7 protein-coding genes and 1 pseudogene are annotated in these 8,073 nt (G+C 63.0%); 1 reads left to right on the forward strand and 7 read right to left on the reverse strand.

Translation table 11 applies throughout. The annotated features are described in order from the left end of the window. Positions 1-66: 66 nt before the first annotated feature. The 3 genes from GC119_RS09755 to GC119_RS09765 all read right to left on the reverse strand — a co-directional run bounded on the left by GC119_RS09755 (position 67) and on the right by GC119_RS09765 (position 4,085). A complete protein-coding gene (locus GC119_RS09755; RefSeq protein ID WP_151953030.1) occupies positions 67-2,499 on the reverse strand; it encodes a 5'-nucleotidase C-terminal domain-containing protein in 2,433 nt (810 codons plus the stop codon). Between the two features lie 141 nt (positions 2,500-2,640). Continuing rightward, positions 2,641-3,528 carry a tRNA pseudouridine(38-40) synthase TruA gene (gene truA / locus GC119_RS09760; protein ID WP_070776970.1) on the reverse strand — a complete coding sequence of 296 codons (888 nt, stop codon included), beginning with the start codon at positions 3,526-3,528 and terminating at the stop codon, positions 2,641-2,643. Continuing rightward, on the reverse strand, positions 3,525-4,085 hold the full coding sequence (locus tag GC119_RS09765) for a LemA family protein (protein WP_176745906.1): 561 nt from the start codon (positions 4,083-4,085) through the stop codon (positions 3,525-3,527). Before GC119_RS09765 ends, truA begins: the two co-directional genes overlap by 4 nt. 233 nt (positions 4,086-4,318) lie before the next feature. On the opposite strand from GC119_RS09765, the gene GC119_RS09770 reads away from it, so the two are divergent. Beyond that, positions 4,319-5,449: a glycosyltransferase family 4 protein gene (locus GC119_RS09770; protein WP_151953031.1), complete on the forward strand. Its 1,131-nt coding sequence runs from the start codon at positions 4,319-4,321 to the stop codon at positions 5,447-5,449. A 75-nt stretch (positions 5,450-5,524) separates the two neighbouring features. Here the strand turns inward: GC119_RS09770 and GC119_RS09775 are convergent, their stop codons facing one another. The 4 genes and pseudogenes from GC119_RS09775 to GC119_RS11100 all read right to left on the reverse strand — a co-directional run. Continuing rightward, complete coding sequence (locus GC119_RS09775; RefSeq protein ID WP_226829392.1) at positions 5,525-6,274, reverse strand: energy-coupling factor transporter transmembrane component T family protein; 750 nt, start codon at positions 6,272-6,274, stop codon at positions 5,525-5,527. After that, on the reverse strand, positions 6,267-7,034 hold the full coding sequence (locus GC119_RS09780) for an ABC transporter ATP-binding protein (protein ID WP_151953032.1): 768 nt from the start codon (positions 7,032-7,034) through the stop codon (positions 6,267-6,269). The genes GC119_RS09775 and GC119_RS09780 overlap by 8 nt, the downstream gene beginning before the upstream one ends. After that, positions 7,034-7,645 (reverse strand): biotin transporter BioY, encoded by a 612-nt coding sequence (locus tag GC119_RS09785; protein WP_226829393.1) that lies wholly within the window; start codon positions 7,643-7,645, stop codon positions 7,034-7,036. The genes GC119_RS09780 and GC119_RS09785 overlap by 1 nt, the downstream gene beginning before the upstream one ends. Positions 7,646-7,941: 296 nt before the next feature. Continuing rightward, positions 7,942-8,073: pseudogene (locus GC119_RS11100) on the reverse strand (IS481 family transposase); the annotation flags it as partial.

Below are 8,073 nucleotides of genomic sequence, written 5' to 3' on the forward strand. Positions count from 1 at the left end.
GGGAACTGCCCGCCGAAGCGTTCAGGGCTTGCGCCTCAGTGACTCAGAACCTTAAGAACCGCAGCTTCAGTTCACGTCTGCGTTCTTGCGGCGGGTGACGACAAGCGCACCGGCGCCGGTCAGCAGCAGTGCGACTGCCGCGGCAGCAGCCAGGCCGAGTTCCGTACCCGTGCGCGGCAGCGGGTTGTTCGCTCCGTCACCCGGCTTATCGCCGTCGGTGTCGGCAGCTCCCGGCTGCGCGTCCTTGTCACCGGCTTCCGGCTCAGCGCCCTTGTCGCCAGCCCCCGGCTTGACGGTCTTGTCGTCAGCTTCCGGCTTTTGCGCATCGGCAGGTTTGTCGGCAGCAGAAACCACACTCACGGGAATTTCGACCTTGCCGCCGATGGGCAGCGGGTTGTTGTCCCACCAGTCATGATCGGGCGAAGCAGTGAGGGAAGCCGTCATCTTCGACCCCTTGTCTGCCTTGGCTTTGCCGCCTTCGGCCTTAGCAGCCTCAGCTCCGTCAACCTTGCCGCCGGCCTTCGGGGCGCCCTTCTTGCCGGCGTCCTTTGAAGCGGTGACCTTGAACTTCACCTCGGACTTGCCTTCGGGAACCGAGTCGAACTTCGCAGCGTTCTTCTTGCCCTTGACGGCGTGCTTGCCAAGGTCGATCGAAACACCCTTCGGCAGGTCGAAGGTCATCTGCAGAGGGCCCTTGATTTCCCTCTTGGCGTTGAACTGAACGCCGATCTCCGCTGTGCTGCCGGCCTTGATTGCAAAGCCGCCGTCTTTGCCCGCAGGATGGTCGATGGAGACTTCGAGGTCGCCGTTCTTCATCACGTCCAGCGCAGCGTCAGCCTGACGTTCGTCCTTGTCGGCCTTCACCTTCTTGCCTTCATCCTGACGGGCATTGAAGTAGGCTTCCCACACTTCGAAGTCGGTCAGACCGGACTGTTCGAACTTGCCGTTGGCAAAGGCCTCGAAGTTGTCGCCGCCTGCCGCCAGGAAGGACAGGGTGGCCACACGGTAGGTCTTCTTCGGGTCAATGTCCTTGCCGTTTACCTTGACGGATACCACGTGCTTGCCGCGTTCAGCCTTGGAGTCGTAGACGACTTCGAGTTCCTTAGACACGCCCAGGTGCAGGAACGGACGGCTGGCACCATCAGGCTGCCACTGCTGTTCAAACAGCTTGATGACGTCGGAGCCCTTGAGCGAAACAACTCCGTGGTCATTGGCAAACGGAAGAACCTGGTTGAGTTCTGCAACCGTGACTTCGCCGGGCTTTTCGCCGTTGAAGATGTCATCGACCTTCAGATCGGTGCGCAGACCACCCGGGTTCGTGATGCCGAAGTCCGACTTCTCCAGCTGAGACAGGCCGGTGCCTTCGTTGAGTGCGTCAGCAACGAGGTTGCCGAGCGTCGATTCGGCACCGCGGTCTTCCTTGCCGTCCTTGTCGAAGGCGCGCGTGATGTCTTCGTCGATTTCACCGGCTACTTCCTTGCCGATCTCCTGCGACTTTTCGGTGGCTGCCTTGATGATCTCACCGGTCTTGCCGATGGTCTCAGTCGAGGCCGTCTGCCCCTTGGTGTCGACAACTTCCTGACTGTCGACGGTCCAGCTGCCGTCGCCCTTGGAGGTCAGGTTGATCGCGGCGACGTTCTTGCCGTACTGGCCTGCCTGCATCACGGGGACCGTATTGTCGCCCTTCTTGTAGGTGCAGTTGACCGGAACGTGCGTGTGGCCGAGGAAGAACGCGTCGACTGAATCGTCAGCGGCGTCGAGTATGCTCTTGACTTCCTTGCTCTTGCCGATCGCAGTGGAGCAGCTGTCTCCCTCAGCCGATCCGCTCATACCGACGTGCGCCTGAACAAGCGTCACGTCCGGTGCCTGATCCTCGGGCAGGTCGGCGATCTTCTTCGAGGTGTTCTTGACCGCTTCTGCGGTGTCGCCGAAGTCAAGGTTCTTGATTCCAGACGGGCTGACGAGGCTTGCGGTTTCCTGCGTCACAACACCGATGACGGCAATCTTGATGCCGTCCTTTTCGATGATTTCGTAGTCCTTGACGCCTTCGGGGACGTCTTTGGTGCCCTTCTTGTAGACGTTGGCGGCCAGGTGCGGGAACTCTGCCTTGTGAGGCCCTGCCAGCACGCGCTCGCTGAAGTCTTTGAAACCGCGGTCGTATTCGTGGTTGCCCATTGCCGAGGCGTCGAGCCCCAGTGCGTTGAGGTAGTCAATCGTGGGCTCGTCTTTCTGGGAAGACGACACGTAGGTGCTTGCGCCGATGTTGTCGCCGGCGGACAGCAGAACTGAGCTGCCCTCAGCTTTGCCGCGCTGGTTTTCGATGGTCGAGGCCATTGCCTGGCCGTCGGGGTCTGCGATTCGTCCGTGGAAGTCGGTGATTCCCAGCACCTGGAGTTTGGCGCCCTCCGGGGCGTCCGCGTATACCGGCATTGCGCCGAGAGGTGCGACCAGTGCGGCGGCGGCAGCGCCTCCGCACAGCGCACGGCGTGCTTTGAACATGTTCAATCCTCTGTTTCTGAGTCAGCGTCTATTCGCGCGTTCCTGGAAAAGGTCTGACCATAGTGTTGCAAATCTGAGACATTTTTGGGGACTTCTTTATGAACTCAACATGGCCTATTCATGAAGGGCCGTTGTGGTGCGCTACCCGTTTCCCAGCTCGGCCGAGTCCCTCCGAGCCCGCGTCTGCCGCGCCCGCGCGGCCCATTCACCTTCCGGAGGATAGCCCACTTCTTCCATCACCAGCCCCTCCCCGGGGGCTATGTAAAGCGGTTCCGGGCTTCCACCTTGTGAGCTGGCCCGTTCCAGCAATTGGGCAGGATAATCAGCTGACCACGCACCCGTGCCGACTCGGATCAGGCCGCCGACGATTGCGCGGACCATGTGGTGGCAGAAGGCATCGGCGCGCAGCCTGAAGACAATCACCCCATCACGGTCGCGGCCGACTGAGATCTGCTGCAGCGTGCGGATGGTTGTCGAATCCGGGCGGGGTTTGCAGAACGGCAGAAAGTCATGCAGGCCCAGCAGTCCGGCAGCGGCACGGGCCATGGCGTCAGAGTCGAGGGCACCTCGGTGGCGGACCGTAGCGGCGGCCAGAAGGGGATCGAAGAACGACAGGTCATCAGCCAGCCGGTACGAGTAGGCCCGCCACTGTGCCGAGAAGCGCGCATCGAAGTCATCCGATACCGCAGCGGCACCGTGAATGACGACATCGTGGGCATCCAGCCGACTCAGCGCACCGCGCAGACGGCTGACAAGGGCAGATTCAGGCGTGCGCGGAACACCGTCCCGATCGACTCGGCGCTGCCCCACGAGTGCCGCAATCTGGGCTTCGCCGAGGTCCAGGTGGACAGCCTGCCGGCGCGCGTGCACTCCCGCATCGGTGCGCCCGGCAACAACCGTGCGCACGCGAGAACGGCAGACCAAAGCGAGCGCCTCTTCCAGGGTTCCCTGGACGGTGCGCAGATTCGGCTGCACTCCCCACCCGCGGAAGTTGGTGCCGTCATAGCCAAGATCGAGTCGAAACCTCACGGACGAAACTCTACGACGGGCTCCGCTTCGACATCCTGGTACTCCATGGGAGCAAGCAGCGGAAACGCCGTGCGAAGGGCGAAGGCAGTCGGCTGGCGGCGCTGCGAAGTGTATTTGGCAACTGCCAGGTTGTAATAGCGGATGCTGGACACGATCCGCCCTTCGATGATCCGCATTTGAGCGTGCAGATCGATTGCCGAACCTAAGCTCTGGCGGTGCTGGTCAACTTCAATGAGCCCAATGGCCAGTGCGTCGATTGCGTGGGTCAGCCGCTCTTCCGCCTGCCCGATTTCGGATGCGTCCTTGACTGTTCTGGCCCGCCGCAGAGCATCCTGCACTGCCCGCTGATGGTGTTCGTCCTGTTCCGAATGAGCTGTCGCCATGCGCAGGAACTCGGGCACGAGGGCGTGCCGGTCCGTGCGCACCTGGTCCAGCTGCCGCTGGGCCTCCCCCACGAGGTCAAGCGCCAGTCTCAGCCGCGAGCCCCGGGAGTACAGAAGGTAGGCCAGACCCAAACACAGGACGACCGCAACGATCACGAGGACGATCTCTGCCACCGCGCCTCCTTCGCCTTCTCTCCGAACACCTGCACGATCCATGTTCTCGGCACCCGCCGGGGCCGTTGGGACAGCTGCTGTGAGCACCTTATCCGCACCCGCGTTCCAGGCTGCACTCATGGTATCGACCGGCCTTGGCGGCTGAAAGGACTCACCGGGCAGGTGACCGAAAGTTCACCTTGGAGTGTTCTGTGCGTGGCAAAACGGCCACCTGGGTGGATGATCCTAAAACCGTGAGAGTTGCGATTGTTGCTGAAACTTTTCTGCCCCAGATGAATGGTGTTGTCGGAAGTCTCCTCAAGGCGATTGAGCACATCACCGAACGCGGCTATGAAGCTCTGGTCATTGCCCCGGGCACCCGAATGGGCGGTCCGCGTGAATACATGGGCGTGCCGATTGTCTATGTGCCCTCGCTGGCTTTCCCCGCGTATAAGCGGCTGCGCGTAGCGCCTGGTGGAGTCGCCCGCATCCGCCGGATTCTCGCCGATTTCGCACCTGATGTTGTGCACATAGCCTCGCCGTTCCTTCTGGGATGGCGTGCGGTGCAGGCGTGCCAGGAGCTCAACATCCCGTCAGTCGCGGTCTACCAGACTGAGGTTCCCGCCTACGCTGCCCGCTACGGTCTTACCGGCGTTGAGTCCATGCTGTGGGGCCACGTGCGAAACATCCACAACCGCGCCACCATGACCCTCGCCCCGTCGACCCCGACGATCGAACAGCTGGAATCGCACGGTGTTGACCGGATCGCCAAATGGGCCCGCGGCGTCGACGCCGCGCGTTTTCACCCGGACCGCAGGTGCGATGAGTGGCGGCAGTCGGTGGCCGACGGGAAGAAGGTCATCGGCTACGTGGGTCGGCTGGCCGCCGAAAAGCAGGTGGAGAATCTGCGGGTGCTGGCCGATGTCCCCGATGCCAAGATCGTCATCATCGGCGAAGGTCCGCTCATGGGCCGCCTGCGGACGGTTCTGCCGAACGCGCACTTCACGGGCTTTCTCGGCGGCGAAGCTCTGGCCCGGGCTGTTGCCGGCTTTGACCTGTGCATAGCACCCGGTGAATTTGAGACGTTCTGCCAGACAATTCAGGAGGCCATGGCCTCCGGTGTCCCCGTGATCGCGCCGGCTCGCGGCGGACCCCTGGACCTGGTGGATCATTCGCGCACCGGCTGGCTGTACGCCCCGGGCGATGTTGCGGGTCTGCGCGACCGCGCTTTGGACCTGCTGGGTGACGATGCCAAGCGCCGCGCCTTTGCGCAGGCCGCCCGGGCCGAAGTCGAGTCCCGCACGTGGCGCGGGGTGTGCTCGCAGCTGGTCGGCTATTACGCGCAGGCGATTGCCGCTCACGAAAACCTGGCGCACTCCCGGTAGTCGGCGCCTCGTCGGTGTGCCGAGGTGTGTTTCCCGGACCGGCGCCGCGTGGGTTCCGGGGCATATGGCCCGGTCCTACTCCCCCGAGGTACTACCCAGCTCTTCGACGAGACCGCGCGCTTCCAGCGCGGCACCGGTGTCAATGGCGTAGCGCACCGTGCCGAGCACAACCGGGACTGAACGCGCCCGCAGGGACCTTTCCAGTCCGCGAGCGCGGGCGGAATCGGCAGCCAGCCCTAGGAGATCGGCAATATAGGACACGCTGCGAATGGTGAGAGCTGCGGCCAGCCCCACGATTCTGGGACTTACCCCCACCCACCCCAGCGGCCTGGCGGCAGCGGCGAACACGCGAAGCAGTTCGCTGATGCTGGTGGTCAAGATGAGCACGGATGCTCCGATGACTCCTGCGAGCATGGCGGTGGCCACCCTGGCGGCGGTGACCGCGTCTGTGAATATGAGGTTGCCGATCACCAAGAGCAGCATGACCGGCCACATGCGCAACAGCGGCAGGACCACTTTGCCAAGCGGCAGGCGCGCGGTGAGGGCAATGAGGACGATCAGCACGAACACCGCACCGTTGACCCACGCGTCGCGCACAACGATCACCGGCAGGCTGGTCAGCATCAGGACGATCACTTTGACCCAGGCGGGCGTTCGGTGCAGCCAGCCGGGAATCGGCCAGCGCACCCCGAGGAATTCACCGCGGCGGCGCTGTACCGTGCGTGGCTTCGGCATAGCCGACTGGGCAATCATGCGAGGCGCTGTCTGGCTGGCTGGGCCGGCACCGTCTGACCAGGCGCCGCCGTTCTTGGTCTCCTCAGTCATCGGTGTTTGGGCTGTTGGGGCGGCGTGTGGCTCGGGCTGCTGAAACCGCGGCTTCGCGGTAGTGGGCAATCGCCTGGTCAGCAGGGCCGTCGAAGGTGATTTCGCCGCCGTTGATCACCAGGGCGCGTTCGGCATCGGCTGCGAATTCGAGATCGTGAGTGGTGGTGATGATCTGCACGCCGCGCTTTTCGGCGAGTTCGTCCAGGGTATCCCGCAGGAGCGTGCGGTTAGTCAGGTCGAGCAGGGTTGTCGGTTCGTCCATCAGCAGCACCTGCGGTTCCACTGTGAGGACGGAAGCCAGTGCCACCAGCTGGCGCTGACCTCCGGAGAGTTCGTACACCGATCGGTCGGCAAGGCCTGTCAGACCGAGTTCGTCGAGCACCGCCAGCGAGCGTTCACGCCGCGCGCGTTTGTCTTCTATGCGCCGCAGCGACAGTTCGATGTCTTCTATGACGGTCGGCATGACCAGCTGCGCTGCCGGGTCGGTGAAGACAAAGCCGACGTTTTGGCGTACGGTGCGCCCGTCATCGACCGTGTCGAAGCCGTCAACGGCGACCCTGCCCCACGTGGGCAGAGTAAGGCCGTTGATCATCCGCAGGAACGTGGACTTACCTGAACCGTTGGCGCCGATGACGGCCACCCGCTGCTCATTGATTTCGCAGGTGAAAGGGCCTGCCAGGGTGCGCCACTGACGCTCTGGCCCGCCTTCTGCCGAATCGAGAACAGCGGCGTGAGCGCCGTCGAAGACAATGTGGGCCATCAGCGTCGTGTCAGAACCGGGAAGGCGCGCAGAACCATCATGGCCAGGAAAGCAGCAACGGTGGTCTTGATGACGTCACCGGGCCAATAGGCCATATCGGCAACTGTCGCAGCGCCGAACGGGATGCCGCCGTTGATGGACATCCCGGCAATTCCCATCAGGTGCAGAAGAACCGAGGCGGTCACCAGCGAACCGAGGATCATCACGACAACTCGGCGGGCACCGGAGAAGCGGCGGTAGGCAAAGCGTGCAGCCCAACCGGACAGCAGCGTGTAGAACGGGAAGCCCAGAATGAAGCCAGCTGAAGGGCCGGCGAGAACGCCGATTCCGCCTCGTCCTCCCGAGAACACGGGGAGACCCACAAAGCCCAGCGCTAAGTACAGCAGCACCGCAATGAAGCCGCGCGTGGGGCCCAACACCATGCCGGTGAAGGCCAGCATGAGGGTCTGCAGGGTGATCGGCACGCCGACCGGACCGACCGGGATGGGAGGCACGAGGGCGAACACCCAGATGAGAGCCGCAAACACGGCGATGAGTGCAACTGACAGGCCGGCAGAAACGCCCTGCCCGCGAGCGCCGTTCTGCGGCGCGGAAGGGATGTTGGAAGTCATGAGGTGAATCGTACCTGAACACTGTTCAGGTGAAGAAATCTTGCCGATTTAGCAGAGTTGCCCACATTGGGGTGGCGTGTGATTCTGCCGCCGCTGGCCTTGAGAGACCTCGCCCCGGCTGGCTTGTGCTAGGCCCCATCTCAGCTGGGAGCGAACCTCTGCCTCGTTCTAGTGCTGGGGCAGCTTCCCACCACGACCCCACGCTTTAGCAACAAAAACTCCCGTTAGCAGTTGTTGCTAAAGCGCAGATTTGTTGCTGAAGGGAGTCCCCTTGCGGCTAACGGGTGGATTCGTTGCTAACTGTACTTCCCCGTGAGGTTGTGAACGCGGTCGGCTGGTGAGAGTCCCCCGATGGCGGTGTGGGCTCGGTGGTGATTGTAGTCATGTAAGAACGCTGCGTACGAATCCTCGCGAGCACTCTCACTGGC

The organism is Brevibacterium sp. Marseille-P9724, assembly GCF_902500275.1.
Classification (GTDB): domain Bacteria; phylum Actinomycetota; class Actinomycetes; order Actinomycetales; family Brevibacteriaceae; genus Brevibacterium.